Origin of the sequence: Micromonospora sp. WMMA1947 (assembly GCF_027497355.1) — a bacterium.
Taxonomy (GTDB): Bacteria; Actinomycetota; Actinomycetes; order Mycobacteriales; family Micromonosporaceae; genus Micromonospora.
The window spans coordinates 5,497,644-5,516,685 of sequence record NZ_CP114909.1; the positions used below are offsets into that span (position 1 = coordinate 5,497,644).

At 76.0% G+C, this 19,042-nt stretch carries 6 protein-coding genes; all 6 read right to left on the bottom strand.

Annotated features, from left to right (window positions below):
- Position 1: 1 nt before the first annotated feature.
- From O7604_RS25900 to O7604_RS25925, 6 genes are read right to left on the bottom strand one after another with little or no spacing between them, the layout of a single operon-like run.
- Positions 2 to 955: a TauD/TfdA family dioxygenase gene (locus O7604_RS25900; protein ID WP_269706601.1), complete on the bottom strand. Its 954-nt coding sequence runs from the start codon at positions 953 to 955 to the stop codon at positions 2 to 4.
- A gap of 34 nt (positions 956 to 989) precedes the next feature.
- Entirely contained in the window at positions 990 to 6,437 is a 5,448-nt protein-coding gene (locus O7604_RS25905; RefSeq protein WP_281578066.1) for a type I polyketide synthase, read from the bottom strand.
- Between the two features lie 30 nt (positions 6,438 to 6,467).
- Positions 6,468 to 9,971 carry an amino acid adenylation domain-containing protein gene (locus tag O7604_RS25910; protein ID WP_281578067.1) on the bottom strand — a complete coding sequence of 1,168 codons (3,504 nt, stop codon included), beginning with the start codon at positions 9,969 to 9,971 and terminating at the stop codon, positions 6,468 to 6,470.
- Complete coding sequence (locus O7604_RS25915; RefSeq protein ID WP_281578068.1) at positions 9,968 to 12,271, bottom strand: lantibiotic dehydratase; 2,304 nt, start codon at positions 12,269 to 12,271, stop codon at positions 9,968 to 9,970. The genes O7604_RS25910 and O7604_RS25915 overlap by 4 nt, the downstream gene beginning before the upstream one ends.
- Positions 12,268 to 15,378: a thioesterase domain-containing protein gene (locus O7604_RS25920; RefSeq protein WP_281578069.1), complete on the bottom strand. Its 3,111-nt coding sequence runs from the start codon at positions 15,376 to 15,378 to the stop codon at positions 12,268 to 12,270. Before O7604_RS25920 ends, O7604_RS25915 begins: the two co-directional genes overlap by 4 nt.
- Positions 15,375 to 18,824: an AMP-binding protein gene (locus O7604_RS25925; RefSeq protein WP_281578070.1), complete on the bottom strand. Its 3,450-nt coding sequence runs from the start codon at positions 18,822 to 18,824 to the stop codon at positions 15,375 to 15,377. The genes O7604_RS25920 and O7604_RS25925 overlap by 4 nt, the downstream gene beginning before the upstream one ends.
- Between the last annotated feature and the right edge of the window lie 218 nt (positions 18,825 to 19,042).

A 19,042-nucleotide genomic window follows, 5' to 3' on the forward strand; every position in this document is an offset into this window, starting at 1 on the left:
GTCAGTTCGCTCCTGCGGTCTCGGGGGTGTACGGCTCGGCCATGGCGACGGCGATCTTGCGGGGACCGGTGAACGGTTCCCGGCCGTGCGCGGCGGTCATGTTGTCCACCACCAGCACGTCGTCGCGCTGGTAGTCGAAGCGGACGGTGGCCGCCCGGTAGGCGGCGCGCAGGTGGTCCATGACGTCGGCGGGGATCTCCCCGCCGTCGCCGTAGTAGGTGTTCGACGGCAGCCCGTCGGCACCGAACATGGCGAGCAGCCCCTCCTGGTAGTCCTTGGGCAGGGTGCTGAGGTGGAAGAACGTGGCGTGGTTGAACCAGCGCGGGGTGTCCGACCCGGGCCGGTGGTGCACCACGTCGCGGACCGCGCGGGTCCGCAGGCCGTCCTTGCCGACCCACTCCACGGTGATCCCGTTGTCCGCCGCGTACGCCTCGACCTCGGCGCGGCTCTCGGTGTTGAACACCTCCTGCCAGCGGGTGCCGAAGTCGCCGTGGAAGTTGCGCACCAGCATCCACCGGCGGCGCACGAACTCCTCGCGGACCGCCGGGTCGATCAGCTCGTACACCCGGCGCACGTCGGCCAGCGGCGTGGCGCCCCGGGTGTCCGGCGGCGTGACGCAGTAGAAGAACAGCGTCAGCGGCCAGCGCGCCTGGTACGAGTTCTCGTTGTGCAGGAAGATCTCCTCGTCCGGCGGGTAGTCGGTCGAGGTGTAGACCCGGCCCTTGATGGAGTGCCGGGGCGAGGAACGCTCGGTGTAGGTCAGCGGCTCACCGGCCAGGGCGCGTACGGCCTGGTCGAAGCCGTCCACGCCGCCCACGTCGAAGCCGCGGAACAGCAGCCCCCCGTTGGCGACGAGGGTGTCCCGCAGCTCGGCACGCCGGGCCGTGATCAGGTCGGTCAGCGCCCGGCCGTCGCTCTCGACGACCACCGGCAGCGTCGCGGTTGTCTCGCTCATGGTGCGGTGTCTCCTGGTTCTGGGTCGGGGGATGTCAGCCGCGGGGCAACCGCGGGATGGCCGGGATCGCCGCCGGGGCGGCCGGTGCGCCGGTGGGCGCCTCGGCGCGCAGCTCCTCGATCCGGGCGGCCAGGCCGGCCACGGTGGGGGTCTCGAAGAGGCTGCGCATCGGCAGCCGTACGCCGGTGGCCTTGCGCATGGCCGCGATGAGCTGCACGGCCACGAGCGAGTTGCCGCCGAGGGCGAAGAAGTCGTCGTCCACGCCGACGTCGGTGACGCCGAGGCCGTCGCGCCACACCTGGGCGATGGTCTTCTCCAGCTCGGTGCCGGGGGCCGCCGAGCCGCCACCGGTGGCCGCCGCCGTGCCGGCCGGCGCGTCGGTGTCCTCGGCGATGCTGTCGGTGGTGACCCGGGCGGCCCGGCGCCGGATGTCGGCGACCGTACGGGTGGTGATCACCACCTGCGCGCCGAGACCGGCGGCGAGGCTGCGGCGGAACGCCTCCGCGCCGTCGACCGGGCGGATGTCCTCGGTCACCGGCGCCGGGGTGTCGGCGTCCGCCGGGGGTTCGGCCAGGTTGCCGGTGACCGCGTCCTGGTCGACCCGGCGCAGCACGAAGTCGCTGATCGCGACCAGTTCCCGCCCGTCCGGGTCGCGCAGCGACAGGTCGGCGGCGACCACCTCGTCGGTGGCCGCGGGCCGGTGCCGCAGGTGACTGTTGAACGTCGCCGGCAGCGCGCCGCGCACCACGATCCGGCCGTACGACAGCGGCAGGTAGGTGCCGGTGCCCTGGCCCCGGCCGAACGCGGTGGCCACGTCCAGCAGCGCCGGGTGCAGCCCCCAGGAGGGCAGGTCGCCGAGCGCGGCGGCGGGTGCCTGCACCCGGGCCAGTTCCTCGCCGTCGGCGAGGTGGTGCTCGGCCAGCGCCGCCCAGCGCGGCCCGAACGTCAGCATGCTGGTGCGTCCCCGGCCGAACGACGCGTCGTCGTCGACCCGCCGCCCGGCCACCGCGGGCACGACGGCCGGCGGGGCCGCGTCGGTGGTCCACCCGGCGGTGCCGCGGACGTGGGTACGCGCCTGGCCGGCGGCGAGGCTGGCGACGGTGAAGTCCGTGCCGTCCTCGGCCGGGGTCAGCTCGACCCGGTACTGGGCCACCGTGCCGTCCGGCACCGAGAACGGCTCCAGGAACACCACGTCCCGCAGCTCCACCGCAGCGTCCGGTCCCGGCGCGGGCAGCGCGGCGGCCACCGCGGCGCGCACCGACTCCAGGTGGGCGGTGCCCGGCACCACCGGCACCCCGCCGATCCGGTGCTCGTCGAGCAGCCAGTGGGTGTCCGCCGAGACCAGGCCGTGCAGCACCGTGCCGTCCGGGCCGGCGACCATCGTGGTGAGCACCGGGTGGGCGACCGCCGTGGTCACGGTGTCCCGCCCGGCGGCCCGGAACGCGGCCGGCGCGGCGGTCTCCACCGCCATGCCGACCTCGGCCCAGCCGCCCCAGTTCTGCGACACCACCGGCGCGCGGAACCCGGTGCCGGAGCGCGCGAACGCGTCCAGGAAGTTGTTCGCGGCGCAGTAGTCGACCTGACCGAACCCGCCGATCACCGCGGTGATCGAGGAGCAGAGCACCACGAAGTCCAGCGGCAGGTCGCCGAAGACCCGGGCCAGCGCCAGGGTGCCGGCCAGCTTCGGGGCCAGCACGCCCCGCGCCTCGTCGCGCTCCTTCACCTCGGCCATGCCGCCGCCGGGCAGACCGGCCGCGTGCACGATCCCGTCCAGCCCGCCGAACCGGCGCTCCGCCTCCTCGCGGACCCGGCGCAGGTCGTCGGGGTCGGTGACGTCGGCGGCGAGCACCAGCACCTCGGCGCCGGCCGCCTCCATGCGGCGGATCGCCGCGATGGCCCGCCCGGCCCGGTCGGCGCCGCCGTGCACCGCCAGGTGCGCGTCCCACCCGTCCCGCTCGGGCAGCCCGGAACGGGCCAGCAGCACCAGCTTGGCGCGGGCCCGGCGAGCGAAGTCCTCGGCGAGGGTGACACCGATGCCGCCGAGACCACCGGTGATCAGGTAGCGGCCCTCCTCGCGCAGCACACCCGGCTCGTCCTCGGCGGCCACGCTCACCTGCTCGTAGCCGCCGAGCCAGCGGCGGTCGCCGCGCAGCGCCACCTCCGGGTGCTCCGCGTCGACCGGGCTGCGCAGCTCGGCCACCAGGGCGGCGACGCCGCGCGCGGCCGGGTCGCTGTCGAGCAGCCGCACGGTCAGGCCGGGCAGCTCCGCCGGGAGCACCCGGGCCAGGCCGGCCAGCGTGGCGTGCTCGGGACGGGTCAGGTCGTCGCCGCGTACGTCGCCGATGCCGGCGGTGACCAGGTCCAGGCGTACGCCCGCCTCGTCGGCCGTGACACCGGCCCCGGCGAGGGCCTGCACCAGGTGCAGCGCGCCGAAGAAGCCGCGCTCCTGCGCCGCCCACGCGGCCGCCGCGTCGGTGCCGGCCGGCTCGCCGTCGAGCGCGAACGCGTACACGATCCGCCGGGGCAGGTCGGCGCCGAGCGCGGCGACCAGTTCCTCCGCGTCGGCGCGTACGCCTGGGCGCAGCCGGAAGCCGCTCGCGGTGGCGGTGAACGCCGCGCCGGCGCGTACCTCGACCGGGTCGTCGCCGGCGGCGCGCAACGCGGCCACGAGCGCCTCGCCGCGCGGGCCGTCGGCCAGCACCAGGCAGCGGCCCAGCGGCTCGGCGGCGCGGGCCGGGGCGGCCTGCCGCCACACCGGCACCGCGAACCACTCCGGCAGCGGGCGGGGGCCGGTCTCGACGGGCGCCGCGGCCAGCTCCTGCTCCGGGTCGGGGTCGATCCAGTAGCGGCGCCGCTCGAACGGGTACGTGGGCAGCGGCACCCGCCGCGCGTGCGGGTCGGCCGGGAGGTTCACCGGCACCCCGGCGCACCAGAGCGCGCCGGCCGTGCCGAGCAGCGCGGCCAGGTCACCGGTCTGCTCGCCGGGGCCGGGCAGGCTGCCCAGCGGGGTCAGCGCGCGCTGCGCCTCGCCGGCCTTGGCGACCTGCATCCGGGCCAGGTTGGCCAGCTGCCGGCCGGGGCCGCACTCGACGAGCGCCCAGGTGCCCTCGGCGAGCAGCGTGGCCACGCACGCGCCGAAGCGGACCGGGCGGCGCAGGTGCGCGGCCCAGTACGCCGGGTCGGTGGCCTGCGCCTCGGTGATCCAGGTGCCCGTCACGTTGGACACGAACGGCACCGCCGGGGCGCGCAGCGGCACCGTGGCCATCAGCGCGGTGAACTCGTCCAGGATCGGGTCCATCATCGGCGAGTGGAACGCGTGCGAGGTGCGCAGCAGCTTCGACTTGTTCTTGCCGCCGAGGCTCGCCGCGAACTCCTCCACCAGCGCCGTCTCACCGGCGACCACGCAGGTGCCGGGGCCGTTGACCGTCGCCACCGACAGGCCCTCGGGCAGCTTGCCGGCCACCGCCGACTCGTCGAGCGTGACGGCCAGCATCGAACCGGCGGGCAGGGAGTGCATGAGCCGGCCCCGGGCGGCCACCACGCGCAGCGCGTCGGCGAGGTCGAGCACCCCGGCGAGCGTGGCGGCGACGTACTCGCCGACGGAGTGGCCGATCATCGCGGCCGGGGTGACCCCGGCGGCCCGCCAGGCGACGGCGAGCGCGTACTCGACGGTGAACAGGGCGGGCTGGGTCCAGCGGGTCTCGGTGAGTTTGTCCGCCGCCTCCGGGTCGCGGCCCAGGATCAGGTCGCGGATGTCCAGGCCCAGTTCGGGGCGGAGCAGTTCGGCGCACTCGTCCACGGCGGCGGCGTACGCGCTGTCCTGCGCGTACAGCTCGGCGCCCATTCCGGCGTACTGCGAGCCCTGGCCGCTGAACAGGAACGCCACCCGGGGCGCCGGCCCGTCGGCGACACCCCGGTGGCCCTTACGCCGTTCCCGCAGCGCGGCGACTGCCGACGCCGGGTCACCGGCGACCACCGCGGCGCGGTGGGCGTACACCTGGCGGCCGGTCCGCAGCGTGTGTGCCACGTCGGCGAGCGCCACGTCGCTGCCGCTGCCCAGGTGGTCGGCGAGCCGCCGCACGGCGGTGTCCAGCGCGGTCGGGGTCTTCGCGGACACCTGGAGCAGGTGCGCCGGGCGGACGGGGGGCGCCGGCCTCTCGGCGGCCGGCGCCTCCTCGAGCACCACGTGCGCGTTGGTGCCGCCGATGCCGAAGGAGCTGACGCCGGCGCGGCGCGGGCCGCCGTCGGTGTCCCACTTGGTCAGCGTGTTCGCCACGTAGAACGGGGTGTCGGCGAAGTCGATGGCCGGGTTCGGCGTCTCGTAGTTGATGGTCGGCGGGATCAGCCCGTGTTCCATCGCCAGCACCGTCTTGATCACGCTGACGATGCCGGAGGGCTGGCTGAGGTGGCCGATGTTCGACTTCACCGAGCCGATGCCGCACCAGCCGCGCTCGTCGGTGTCCTTGGTGTAGACGGCGGACAGCGCGGCGATCTCGATCGGGTCGCCGAGCGCGGTGCCGGTGCCGTGCGCCTCGACGTAGCTGATGCTGCGCGGGTCGACGCCGGCCAGCTCGACGGCCTGGGCGACGGCCTCCATCTGCCCGTCGATGCTGGGTGCGGTGAAGCCGACCTTCCCGGCGCCGTCGTTGTTGATGGCGTTGCCGAGCACGACCGCGCGGATGGTGTCGCCGTCGGCGATCGCGTCGGAGAGCCGCTTGAGCAGCGTCACGCCGACGCCGCTGCCCCACACCGTGCCGTTCGCTCCGGCGTCGAACGGGCGGCACCGCCCGTCCGGCGAGGTGAAGCCGTCCATGCCGAGGTAGCCGACGTGCGGCAGTTCGATGTTGACGCCGCCGGCCAGGGCCATGTCGCACTCGCCGTTGCGCAGCGCCTCGCAGGCCAGGTGGAACGCGACCAGCGACGTCGAGCAGGCGGTGTGCACGGTCATGCTGGGGCCGCGCAGGTCCAGCCGGTACGACACGTTCGTGGCCACGTAGTTCGGCGAGTTCCCGGTGGCCAGCGAGACCGCGCCGTGCGGGTTGCCGCCGACCCGCTTGTTGCGCATCACGTTGCGGTACAGGTACGTGTTGCCGCCGGTGCCGGCGTACACGCCCACCGCGCCGTCGTAGCGGCCCGGGTCGTAGCCGGCGTCCTGCAACGCGGTGTAGCAGCTCTCCAGGAACAGCCGGTGCTGCGGGTCGGTGATCTCGACCTCGCGGGCGGTCATCCCGAACAGGCCGGCGTCGAACTCGTCGTAGCCGTCCACCAGCGGGGCGCGGTTGACCCAGCCCGGGTCGTCGACCTCCTGCGGCTGGGCGCCGCGGGCGATCTGCTCCTCGCGGGTCAGCTCGGTCGTCGACTCCACGCCGTCGACCAGGTTGCGCCAGAACTCGTCGACGTCGGCCGCGCCGGGCAGGCGGGCGGCGAGCCCGACGATGGCGATGGGCTCGACGCCGTCATCGGCGGGAATGTCGTTCTGCATGGGGTTTCCTTCATTCACAAGGGGATCGCGTCACGGGTGAGGTCGGCGAGGTGGCGGGGTACGGCGGGCGCGGCCGCGCCGGGCGGCGGCGCGCATCGCGGCGCGGGCCAGTTCCGGCCGGTCGGCGGCCCCGTCGAGGCTGGCGGCGAGCGCCCGCACGGTCGGGTGGCGGAACAGGTCGAGCATGGTGATCGAGCGGCCGGTGGCCTCGGTGAGCCGGGCGTGCACGGCGGCCAGGGCCATCGAGTGGCCGCCGATGTCGAAGAAGTTGTCGCTGACGCCCACCGCGTCGCGGCCGAGCACGTCCCGCCAGATCCCGGCGATCAGCTCCTCGGTCGCGGTGAGCGCGTCCGACCCGGCGAGCAGCGGCGCGCGGGCCGGGTCGGCCGTGGCGACGCTCATCGCGCCGAGCGCCGCGACGCGTACCGCCGGGCGGGGCAGCTCCGGCGCGACCTCGGCGGCCGGCGCGTCCGGGTCGGCGGCGAGCGCGCCGACCAGGGCGGCCAGGTCGGCCAGGAGCGCTTCGATCCGCTCGGCCTCGAAGAGGTCCGGGTTGTGCACCACCTCGACGCCGGCCCGACCGTCGCGTTCCACCACGTAGACGGTCAGGTCGAACGGCGACCCGGGCTTGGGCACCGGCACCGGCTCGACGGCCAGGCCGGTCAGCGTCAGCCGGGGCGTGACGAAGTTGAGCACGTTGAACAGCACCTGCACCAGCGGGGCGCGGGAGGTGCCCCGGCCCACGCCGAGCGCCTCGACGACGCGTTCCAGCGGCGCGCCCGGGTGGGCGGTGACCTCGTGCAGTTCGGCGGCGGCCCGGTCGACCTGCTCGGCGAAGCTCGCGCCGCCGGAGCGGACCCGCACCGGCACGGTGTCGATGAAGAACCCGATCACCTCGTCGAACGCGGCCAGCCGCCGGTCGGCGACGATCGCGCCGAGCACGTGCTCGTCGCTGCCGGTGAGCCGGCGCAGCAGCTCGCCGAACGCGGCCAGCAGCACCGCCGCGACTGTGGTGCCGCGCCGGGTGGCCAGGTCGCGTACGGCCCGGTCGGCGGTCTCGTCCAGCCGTACCGCGGCCTCCGCGCCGGCGTACGTCTGCACGGCCGGGCGGGGACGGTCGCGGGGCAGGTCCAGCACGGTGGGCGCGCCGGCCAGGTGCGCGGTCCACCACGCCAGGTCGGTCTCGCCCCGGCGCCGGTCCCGGTCGGCGCGCCACACCGCGTAGTCGGCGTACGTGGCGGGCAGCGGCGGGCGGCCGGGCACGGACCGGCCGAGCGCGCGGGCGTACGCGAGCGCCAGCTCGTCGTAGAGCAGCGCCTCCGACCAGCCGTCGAACACCGCGTGGTGCACTGTCACCGCGAGCACGTGCTCCTGCGCGGCGAGCCGGTACACGGTCACCTGCCAGGGCGGCCCGGTGGCCAGGTCGAACGCGTGCCCGGCCCCGGCCGCGAGCATCCCGGCCAGGTCACCGTCCGGGTCGGCGGTACCGGTCAGGTCGACCACCGGAACCGCCACGTCGGTGGGTTCCTCGCGGACCGCGTACGGCACGCCGCCGTTCTGCGGGATGCGCCAGCGCAGCACGTCGTGCCGTTCGGCGACGGCCCGCAGCGCGGCGCCGAGCGCGGTGACGTCCAGCGGCCCGCGCAGCCGGTGCGCGACGGCGATGTTGTACGGCGCGCTGGACGGGGCGAGCTGGTCCATGAACCACAGCCGTCGCTGCGGCGGGGACAGCGTCGGCGGGTTGCCGGTGGTCAGCTCGTCGGCGTCGGCGGGGTCGGCGGCGCGGACCCGGTCCACGAACGCGGCGAACGTGCGGTCGGCGAACAGCACCCGCGCGTCCACCTGCCGGCCCAGCTCCGCGCGCAGCGCCGCGACCAGCCGCATCGCGGCGATGGAGTTGCCTCCGGCGGCGAGGAAGTCGCTGTCCGCGGCGGGCGCCGCGCCGAGCAGCCGGGTCCAGATCCGCCGGACCGCCGCCGTCACCGGGTCGTCGTCGGCGGACGCGTCGGCCACGGCGGCCGGGGCGGTCGCGGCCAGCTCGCGCAGCGCCGGCCGGTCGAGCTTGCCGGTGGTCGCGCTGACCGGCAGCGCGTCCAGCCGCACCGTCCGGGCCGGCAGCATCGCGGTGGTCAGCCGCGTCGCCGCGTACGCCCGCAGCTCGTCGTCGCCGGGCGCGCCGGCCGGGGTGAGGAACGCGACCAGCTCGGCGCCGGCCGGGCCGAGTATCGCCTCCACCGCGACCCGCTCGACGCCCGGGCAGGCGGCGAGCACGGCCTCGACCTCGCCCAGCTCGATGCGCTGGCCGCGCACCTTGACCTGCCGGTCGGCGCGGCCGAGGTAGACGATCCGGCCGTCCGGGCCCTGCCGGACCAGGTCGCCGGTGCGGTAGAGCCGTTCGCCGGGCACGTCGCCGAACGGGTCGGGCACGAACCGCTCGGCGGTCAGGCCGGGCCGGTTGAGGTAGCCGTCGGCCAGGCCCGGCCCGCCGATGAGCAGCTCGCCGGTCTGGCCCGCCGGCACCGGCCGCAGGTCGGCGTCGACCACGTACGCCCGGTGGTTGGGCAGCGGCCGGCCGATCGGCATCGGGTCGGTGTCGGCGTCGGTGAGGTCGCAGGCGACCGCCAGGACGCTGGTCTCGGTCGGGCCGTAGCCGTTGACGAAGCGCCGGCCGGGCGACCAGCGGGCGACCAGCTCGGCCGGGACCGCCTCGCCGCCGCAGATCAGCACCCGCCACGACGGAAACCCGGCCGGGTCCAGCAGCGACAGCACGGTGGGGGTGATGAAGCCCCAGGTCACCTCGTGCGCGGCGGCGAACCGGGCGATCCGCGCCGGGTCGGCCCGGTCCTCGGCGCCGAGCAGCTGCACCGACCCGCCGAGCGTCAGCGGCACGAACAGGTCCATGACGACCACGTCGAAGCCGAGCGAGGCGATGCCGAGGCTGCGCACCGAGGCGTCGGCGCCGGTCAGCGCGGTCACGCCGGTGACGAACTCGACCAGATTGCGGTGGGTGTTCAGCACGCCCTTCGGGCGGCCGGTGGAGCCGGAGGTGAACAGCACGTACGCCGGGTCGCCGGGGCGGGCCGGGCAAGGCGCGAGCGGGGCCGGGCCGGGCGGTCCGAGCGTCGTCACGCCGGGTTCGTCGCCGAACTCGGCCGCTGCCGCGTCGCCGACCACCACCCGTACGCCCGCGTCGCGGGCGATGCCGCGCAGCCGCGCCCGGGGGCCGCCCGGCTCCAGCGGCACGTACGCGGCGCCGGACAGCAGCACGCCGACCACTGTGGCCACCAGGTCGGGGGTACGCGCGCCGCACACGCCGACCCGGTCGCCCCGGCCGACGCCGTGCCCGCGCAGCGCGGCGGCCACCCCGGCGGCCCGGTCGACGAGCTGCCGGTAGGTGAGGCGGGTGTCCCACTGGCGCACCGCCACCGCGTCCGGCGTGCGGGCGGCCTGCTCGGTGATCAGGTCCGCGAGGGTGGCGTCCGGCCAGGGCAGATCCGGGCCGTGGACGGCGCTGACGGTCAGGGTGTCGGTCACCGGAGTGCTCCAAGGGGTTCGGCCGGGTCGGTGATCTGGAGGCGGAGTTCGCTGACGTAGCCGCGGCCCCGGGCGTCGGGCACCCAGGCCTCGGTGGGCGCGGGCAGCAGTTCGGAGACCACCACCGGCACGTCCGGCCCGGTACGCAGCGCGGCGTCGACCATGGCGCACAGCGACTGCGCGTACAGCGGCCCGGTCAGGTCCACGTAGCAGGGTTTGATCTCGGTGCCGACCTTGACGAAGACCCGCTCGGGCAGGCCGGTCTCGGCGCGCCAGCGGCGTACCGCCAGGTAGCGGGCGGACTCGTCGGAGTGGCCGCCCAGCCCGCACGCCCCGGCCGTGGTGCGCCAGGTGCGCCGCGCCACGACCAGCCGGTCGATGGTGATGCGGGGCGTGTACGCGGCGGCGCCGAGCAGCTTGAACGCGTCGAGCAGCAGCGAGCCGAGCAGCGTGGCGAAGACCTCCATCAGCGGCCAGCGGGCGCCGTCGGGGAAGACTGCGGTGAGCTGGTCGCCGGTGCGCTCGACCACCACTGCGGTGGCCGGGACCAGGCGGTCCACGTCGGCGCCGTGCGCGGTGTCGATGCCGAGCTGACGGTCCGCCGGGCCGGTCAGCGCGTACGTGGTGCGGGTGGTGCGGCGGGGGAAGCTGTCCGGCCACAGCACCCGCAGCCGGACCGGGCCCAGGTCGGTGTCGAGGTCGGCGCGCAACGCGGCCGGGTCCGGGTGGAACGGGCTGAGCACCGCGCTGTCGAAGGCGACCGAGGCGGGGTGCAGCTCGCCGAGCACCAGCAGGAAGTCGCCGCGCTCGACTGCCTCCGGCGAGTCGGCGCACAGTTGCACGTCCGGGTTGTGCAGCCGGGCCGACGGCCAGCCGGGCCGGGTCGCCGGGAACAGCTCCCGGGCCCGCTCGGTCAGGTCCGCCGCGCGCAGCCGCAGCTCGGCCTGGCCCTCGGGCAGGTCGGCCAGGCCGAACAGCTCGGCCCAGCGTGCGGTGAGCGTGGCGCCGGCCCGGCCGATCGGGCCGTCCGGGGCGATGAGCGTGCCCTGGGCCAGCAGCCACAGGTCGGCCAGCCGCACCGGGCCGTCGGCGGCCAGTTCCTCGTGCAGCTCGGTGAAGAGGTCGCCGCAGCGGGCGGCCACCTCGCCGGTGAACCACCGGGCGGTACGCAGCACCACGGCGAGGGGCTCGGCAAGCGCGTCGAGCACCGCCGAACCGATCCGGAACTCCAGGTCGCGGGCGGTCTCCTCGTAGCAGACGGTGCGGGCGGCGTACATCTGGCCGCTGTGCCGGGTGGCCGGGCGCCCGGTGACGGCGGTGAACTCGGCGTTGAGCGCGGCGAGCGCGGCGCCGAGCCGGTCCGGGTCACCGGCCGCGGCGGCCACCGCGTTTCGGGCGGCGCACAGCCGGCCGAACTCGGCCGCCGTCGCGGCGCGGACCGGCTCGTCGCCGATCGCGGCGATCCGCGCGGCGAGCACCCGCTCGGCGTCGGGCGCGATCGGCAGGTTGGCGCCCCAGCTGAGCCGGCCGCGCTCGACCCAGCGGTCCAGCAGCAGGTAGACGTCGTCGGGTCGGTGCACCTCACCGGCGTCGCGGAGCCGGTGCGCCAGCTCCAGCGCCGGGGTCCGCCCGTCGCAGGCGCCGAGCAGCACCGCCTCGACCGGGGTCAGCGCGACCGGCGGGTGCAGCGGCACCCGCAGCTCCCGCCCGGCGACGGTCAGGTGCGGTTGCAGGGCGGGCGCCCACCAGCGGCGCACCGCGAGGTCGTCGGCGAGCCGGTCGGCGTACGCGATGAGCGCCCACGCCTCGAAGTACACCCGCCGCCGGTGCACCAGCGCGTCACCGGGCGCGGCGTGCAGGCCGGGGCGGGTGGCGTCGAACGTGCCCCAGCAGACCGGGCCGAAGAAGCCGATGGTCTCGGCCTTGCCGCAGTAGCGCTGCCAGTAGCGCAGCAGGCTCAGCTCGCGCTTGCGGCGGCGGACGTTGCGGACCTGCGGGTCGGTGCGCAGCAGCCCGTCCAGCGCGATCAGCATGTCCGGGTTCTGCCAGGTCACCGCCTCGCGCAGCAGCGGGTCGGCGGCCAGTTCACCGGCCACGCCGGAGGACGCGGCGAACGCCTCGGCCAGCGCCTCGCCGAACACCTCGGGGCCGATGTCGCCGGCGAGCAGCGCGTCCGCGGCGGCGGCGCAGGCCGGCGCCGCGAACCGGTTCAGCCCGGCGGCCGGGAAACCGGCTGTACGCAGGACCACGTCCCGCCACACCGACCAGCCGGTGTCGCCCAGGGGCAGCAGGTGGCTCACCGGTTGTCCTCCCGCCGGGCGTCGGTGATGTGCAGGCGCAGCTCGCTGAAGTAGCGGCGGCCCTGCCCGTCGGGCACCCACGCCTGCTCCGGCGCGGGCAGCATCTCGCTGACCGTGAACGACACGTCGTCGCCGCCGTCGACCCGGGCGGCGCGCACCATCGCGCAGAGCGTGGTGGCGAACGCCGGCGCGGACAGGTCCACGAAGCAGGGTTTGGTCTCGGTGCCGAACTTGACGTACACCTGCTCGGGCAGGCCGAGGCGGCGGCGCCACTCCCGGACGGAGAGGAACCGGTCCCGTTCGCCGTTCGGCAGGGCCAGGCCGCTCTCGCCCACTGTGGTACGCCACGTCTGCCGGGCCAGCACCAGCCGGTCCACGGTGATCCGGGGCGTGTACGGCGCGGCGGCGACCAGCTTGAACCCGTCCACGGCGTGCGCGCTGAGCGGCTCGGCGAAGATCTCGACGAGCGGCCAGCGCTGCCCGTCCGAGGCGGTGGCGACCAGGTCGCCGTCCACCTCGTCGACGACCAGGTCGACGGTGGGCAGCACGCGGGCCGGGTCGGCGCCCGGCGCGTCGAGGAACGCCAGGTGCCTGTCGGTCGGTCCGGTCAGCGACTCGGCGGTACGGCTGGTCCGCCGCGGCCAGTCCGCCGGGAACAGCAGCCGGACCCGCCGCTGACCGAGGTCCGCGGCGAGCGCGTCGCGCAGCCGCTCCACGTCCGGGTGCGACGGCGTGAACACCGCGCAGTCGAACGACGACCAGGCGGCGTGCAGCTCGCCGAGCACCACCGTGTAGTCGCCGCGCCGCAGCGCGTCCGCGTCGGTCGCGCAGATCTGCAGGTCGGGGCTGTGCATGGCGGCGTTGGACCACTCCGGGCCGGTGCCGGGGAACACCGCGTCGATCCGGTCGGTGAGGTCGGCGGCGCGCAGCCGTACGTCGGTGGTGCCGGCGGGCAGCGTGTCCAGGCCGAACAGCCCGGCCCAGCGGGCCGCGAAGTCCGCCGCGACCGCGTCGACCGGTCGTTCCCCGTCGCCCCAGAACATGCCCTGGGCCAGGAACCACAGGTCGGCCAGCGGCACCGGGGCACCGGACTCGGCGCGCAGTTCCTCGTAGAGGCCGCGCAGCACGTCGAGGTAGGCGCGGGCGAGCGCGTTGGCGAGCCACCGGGCGGCGCGCAGCAGCACGTCCAGCGGGGCGGCCAGCTCGGTGAGCAGCGGCGCGCCGAACACCACGTCCAGGTCCCGCGCGCTGTCCTCGTAGCAGAGCGTGCGGCCCGCGTACATCTGCCCGGCCCGGCGTACCGCGGGCACGCCGGTCAGCTCGGTGAACGTGGCGTCGAGGGCGTCCAGGGCGGTCCGCAGCCGGTCCGCGTCGCCGGCCGACGCGGCAACCGCGTCGCGGGCGGTCCGCAGCCGGTCGAACCCGGCGCGCGCGGCGGCGCGGGCCGGCTCGTCGCCGATCGCGTCGATCCGTTCGGCCAGCACCCGCTCGGCGTCCGGGCTCACCGGCAGGGCCGCGTCCCAGGTGACCAGTTCCCGCTCGACCAGCCGGTCGAGCAGCGCGTAGCCGTCCTCCGGGCGGCGCAGCCCGATCGCCGGGTCGGCGACGAGGTCGGCGGCGGCCCGCCGGCCGTCGGCCGCGCGCAGCAGGGCGGCCTCCACCGGGGTCAGCGTCAGCGGCGGGCGGCCGGGCCGCAGCACGTCGCGGCCCCGGACGGCCAGGTGGGCCCGCAGCATCGGCGGCCACCACCGGCGTACGGCCAGGTCCGCGCCGATCCGTTCGGCGTACGCGGTCAGCGCCCACGACTCGAACCACACCCAGCGCCGCCGGGTCAGACTCTCGCCAGGGTTGACCTGGGCAACCTCCGGTTGCGCGGGATCCACTGTGAGCCAGCAGCTGGGGCCGAAGAAGCCGACGGTCTCGTTCTTGCCGCAGTAGCGCTGCCAGTACTTCAGCAGCGCCCGCTCCCGGTCCCGGCGGCGGACGTTGCGGGCCGCGTCGGCGCCCCCACGGACCAGACCGTCGAACGCGACCAGCGCGCCCCGGTTCTGCCAGGTGACCGCCTCGCGCAGCAGCGGGTCGGCGGCCAGCTCGCTGAACCGCTGCGCGCCGGTGCGCAGCGCCTCGTCGAACTCCTTGGCGAACCGGTCCTCGCCGGCACCGGTGGCCAGCAGCTCGTCGGCCGCCGCGGCGGCCCGGGGCGCGGTGAACAGCTCCAGCCCGTCGGCGGGGAACCCGGTGGTCCGCAGCACCGCGTCGCGCCACACCGACCAGCCTGTGTCGCCGAGGGGGACCCGGTGCGCGGCGCCGGCGGTCCCGCGACCGGCGGCGCGCACCGGGTCCGGACCCGCGTCCGGCGTGCCGGCGCGGGTGTCGGTGGACGCGGAGGTCAGGTCGGCCCGGATCAGCCCGGCCAGCTCGGTCAGCCGGTCGTGCAGGAAGAAGTGCCCGCCGTCCAGCTCGTGCAGGGTGAACCCGGCCGCGGTGTGCTCGGCCCAGGCGGTGCTCTGGTCCCGGGTGACCGCGCGGTCGGCGCGGCCGGCGAACACGACGATCGGCACCGGCAGCGGCTCGCCCGGCACGTAGCGGTAGGCGTCGACCCGGCCGAAGTCGGCGTGCAGCAGCGGGAGCAGCAGCTCCACCAGCTCGGGGTGGTCGAGCAGCTCGGCGGGGAGGCCGCCGCCGTCGCCGAGGCGGCGCAGTAGCTCCTCGTCGGTGGCCCGGGACAGCCCGTCGAACGGGCCGGGCGTGGTGACGTGCGGGGCGCGGGCGCCGCCGACGTAGAGCCGCAGCGGCAGCGGACGGCCGGTGCGGCGCAGCTCGCGGACCACGTCGAAGCCGAGCCGTCCGCCCATCGAGTGGCCGTAGATCGCGTACGGGCGGTCGGCGCGGGAGGCGATGGCCTCGGCCACGTCGGCGACGCCGAAGTGCGGGTCCTCGGTGATCCGGTTCTCCCGGCCGGGCAGTTGTACCGGCACCACGTCGACGCTCGCGCCGAACTCGGCCGCCCAGCGCCGGAACGCGCTGGCGCCCGCGCCGGCGTAGGGAAGGCAGAACAACCGCACCGGCGCCTCGGGTCGGCTTCCGGCGGAGACGAACCAGTTCACCGCGAACCTTTCTGCACGGGGTCGATCCAGTGCCGGCGGCGCTGGAACGGGTAGGTGGGCAGTCCGGTGCGCCGCACCGTGCCCTCGGGGTGCAGCGCGTGCCAGTCGACGTCGTGCCCGGCGACCCACTCGGCAGCCGTCTCGCGCAGCGGGCCGCCGTCACCGGCGATCCGGGCGTCGGTGTCCAGCAGCACGTCCAGCGCGGACAGCGCGGCCGGCAGGTCGGCGGCGACGACAGCCGCCCGGTGGGCGAACGCGCGCCGGCCCAGCGCCAGCGTGGCGGCCACGTCGGACAGTGCCGGGGCGGCGCCGGCGAGGTGGCCGCGCAGGCGGGCGAGCGCGGCCCGCAGCGCCGCCGGGGTACGCGCGGAGACCGGCAGCAGCCACGGTCCCTCGCCCGGCGGGTCGGCCGGCTCGGCGGGCGGCGGCTGTTCCACCACGACGTGCGCGTTGGTGCCGCCCAGGCCGAACGCGCTCACCCCGGCGACCCGGCGCCCGTCGTCCGGCCAGTCCCGCGCCTTGGTGGGCACGTAGAACGGCCCGGCGGTCAGGTCGATCTCCGGATGCGGGCGGGTGAAGTGCAGGTTCGGCGGGATCACCCCGTGCCGGACGGCGAGCACCGTCTTGATCAGCCCGGCGATACCGGCGGCGGCGTCGAGGTGACCGATGTTCGTCTTCACCGAGCCGAGCGCCGTGGACTCGGCGGGCGCGGCGCCCGCGTACACCTCGTGCAGCGCGGCGACCTCGATGGCGTCGCCCAGCGGCGTACCGCTGCCGTGGCCCTCGACGAAGCGGACCTCGCCGGGCGCGACCTCGGCGGTGGCGAGCGCGCCCGCGACGGCGGCGGCCTGTCCGCCCGGACCGGGAACGGCGAAGCCGGCCCGGTCCGGGCCGTCGTTGGTGACCGCCCAGCCGGGCAGGATCGCGTAGATGCGGTCGCCGTCGGCCTGCGCGTCGGCGAGCCGGCGCAACGCCACCACGCCCGCGCCGGAGCCGAAGCCGGAGCCGGCGGCGGCCTCGTCGAAGGCGCGGCACCGGCCGTCGGGCGACGCGAGCCCGCCCGCCCGGTGCCGCGGCCACATCACCGTGGACCCGCCGGCCAGGGCCAGGTCGCACTGGTAGTCGGCGAGGCTCTGCGCGGCCACGCACACCGCGACCAGCGAGCTGGAGCAGGCGCTCTGCACGGCCATCGCCGGGCCGGTCAGGCCGAGCCGGTAGGCCACCTGCCCGGGCAGGTGGTCGGTGAACTGGCGGCCGACGAGCCGGGCCTCCCAGTCGTCCGGGTTGACGTCGCCGACCACTGCCGGGTTGTCCATGAGGTGGAACAGGAAGTAGCGGTTGGCCGAGGTGGCGGCGTAGACGCCGACCAGCCCGGGGAAGCGCGCCGGGTCGTGCCCGGCGTCCTCCAGCGCCTCCCAGGCGGTCTCCAGGAACAGCCGGTGCTGCGGGTCGGTCCGGGCGGCCTCGTCGGCGCCGAAGCCGAAGAACTCGGCGTCGAAGTCGGCCACCCCGTCGAGCCGGCCGGTGGCGCGGACGTGCCGGGGGTCGGCGCGCAGGCCGGGGCCGACGCCGAGCGCGGCCAGCTCCTCGTCGGTGTGGTCGTGCACGGAGTCGACGCCGGTGCACAGGTTCCACCAGAACGTGGCCACGTCGGGTGCGCCGGGGAACCGCCCGGCGACGCCGACCACGGCGATCTCGTCGCCGGTGTACTCGCGGGCGGCGCGGACCGGCGCGGCGGGTGCGGGCAGCACCGGGGCGCGGACCGCCTCGGGCGGGGCGTCCAGCAGCGCCGCCTGGGTGGCGATGGTCGGGTGGTCGAACAGGCGCAGCATCGGCAGGCGGACGCCGAACCGCTCGGCGAGACGCTGCTGCACCTGGCCCAGCAGCAGCGACTGCCCGCCCACGTCGAAGAAGCTGGCGGTGCGGGCGACGGCGGCGCGGCCCAGCACCGCGCACCAGATGTCGTGCACCGCGCGCTCGGTGTCGGTGGCCGGTGCCTCCCCGGCGGGCACCTCGATCACCGGGCCGGGCAGCGCCCGCTCGTCGACCTTGCCGGTGACGGTGAGCGGGAACTCGTCGACCACCACCACCGCGCGGGGCACGGCGTAGCCGGGCAGCGCGGCGGTCAGCGCCGCGCGCAGCGCCGCCGGGTCCGGGCGGGTGCCGGCCGGGCGGGCGTACGCGAGCAGTTCGCCGTCGCGGACGACGGCGCGGACGCCGGCCACGCCGGGCTGGGCCGACAGCACCGCCTCGATCTCGGTCAGTTCGACCCGGTGCCCGCGCACCTTGACCTGCCGGTCGAGCCGGCCGAGGCAGACCAGTTCCCCGCCGGGCAGCAGCCGGCCCAGGTCACCGGTGCGGTACGACCGCAGCCCGTCGGCGTCGACGCCGAACCGGTCGCTGTCCTGGTTGAGGTAGCCGGGGGCGAGGTGGCGGCTGCGGACCACGATCTCGCCGGTGTCCGGGGCGAGGTCCAGCCGGTAGCCGGGGAACGCGGTGCCCACCGGCAGCGGGCCGCGGGCCTCCGGGTCCACCTCGGACAGCCGCAGCACGTGCCGGGCGGCGAACGTCATCTCGGTGGCGCCGTAGCCGTTGACGAGCACGCACTCGGGACCGAACCGATCCCGGCCGCGCGCCGCGTCGGCCCAGGTGGCCTGCTCGCCGCCGAGCAGGACCGCCCGCACTGTGGGCAGCCGGCGCGCGCCGAGCGTGTCGAGCAGGAAGCGGTAGACGGTGGGCGTGCAGTGCAGCACCGTGGCGCGGTGCCGGTCGAGCTGCTCGACGGCGTACGCCAGTCCCTGGCGGCGCAGGTCGACCGGGACGACGGCGGCGCCGGTGAGCAGCGCCGGGTAGAGGTCGGGGATGGCTGCGTCGAAGCTGAACGACGCGAGCAGGCTGAGCCGGTCGTCCGGGCCGATCGCGAGCGCGGCGATCTGGTTGTCGACGACGTGGGCCAGGTTGCGGTGGGTCTGCGCGACCGCCTTGGGCACGCCGGTGGAGCCGGAGGTGAACAGCACGTACGCCGGCGCGTCCGGGTCGGCCGTGACCGGGCGCAGCGGGGCCGGCGGCACCTCGTCCAGCGGCACGACCGGGCGGTCACCGGCCAGGGTGGACGCCAGGTCGCGGTGCTCGGCGGCGCAGGCCACGGCGGTGACGCCGGCGGCGTCGACCATGTGGCGCAGCCGCGCGACCGGGAAGCCCGGGTCCAGCGGCACGTACGCGCAGCCGGCCGCGAGGGCGCCGAGCAGCGCCGCCACGGTGGGTGCACCGTGCGCGGTGAGCAGCGCGATCCGGTCTCCGGCACGCAGGCCCGCGGCGGCGAACACGGCAGCGTGCCCGCCGGCCGCCCCGGCCAGCTCGGTGTAGGTGACCTCGTGGGTCTCACCGAGAAGTGCCGGACGTCCGCCGTGTACCGCCGAGATCGCGCCGAAACGATTGATGATCATCGTCTCTGCCATGTCAGGAAGCGGTTCGCGCTCCACTGAGGACACGCAGGCAGCAATCGACGAATGTGATCATTGATCCCCCCCAGGACTTCACATTGGAAGCAGGATATGGCTCGATCCGTGCGCCGGAAGAGCGGCGATGAGGCTTGAGCCGAAGAGGGGACGAGACCCTGGAACCTCGGACGGAGGAATTCGTCCGATCATCCCTCTAGCGCGTA